The organism is Acinetobacter sp. I-MWF, from assembly GCF_025433935.1.
GTDB classification, from domain to species: Bacteria; Pseudomonadota; Gammaproteobacteria; order Pseudomonadales; family Moraxellaceae; genus Acinetobacter; species Acinetobacter guillouiae.
The window spans coordinates 1-279 of the sequence record NZ_JAMBAR010000020.1; the positions used below are offsets into that span (position 1 = coordinate 1).

Genomic DNA, 279 nt, shown 5'->3' on the forward strand with positions numbered 1-279 from the left:
ATGTCTTGAATCGCATTTGGATCATTGGCTGCCGATGGATCGGTATAACCCACTTGCACCGCTTGACCTGCTGTGACTGGTGTACCCAAAGTCAACACTACGGTAGAGCCATTCACTGTAACACCGGTTACAGGTACAACTTGACCATCTGCGGTGACCACGAAACTGTTTAATGGCGGTAAGTTAGTGCTGTCTAGTGCTTCACTATAGGTCAAGGTGAGCGATGTGCCGGCTGTATCTAGTGCTGCACTGACAAAGGTCGGTGCTGTGGTATCACCA

1 protein-coding gene is annotated in these 279 nt (G+C 49.8%); it reads right to left on the reverse strand.

The features are described from left to right. On the reverse strand, positions 1-279 hold a 279-nt coding region (locus M2R48_RS21175; protein WP_315972864.1), incomplete at both ends, for a SwmB domain-containing protein.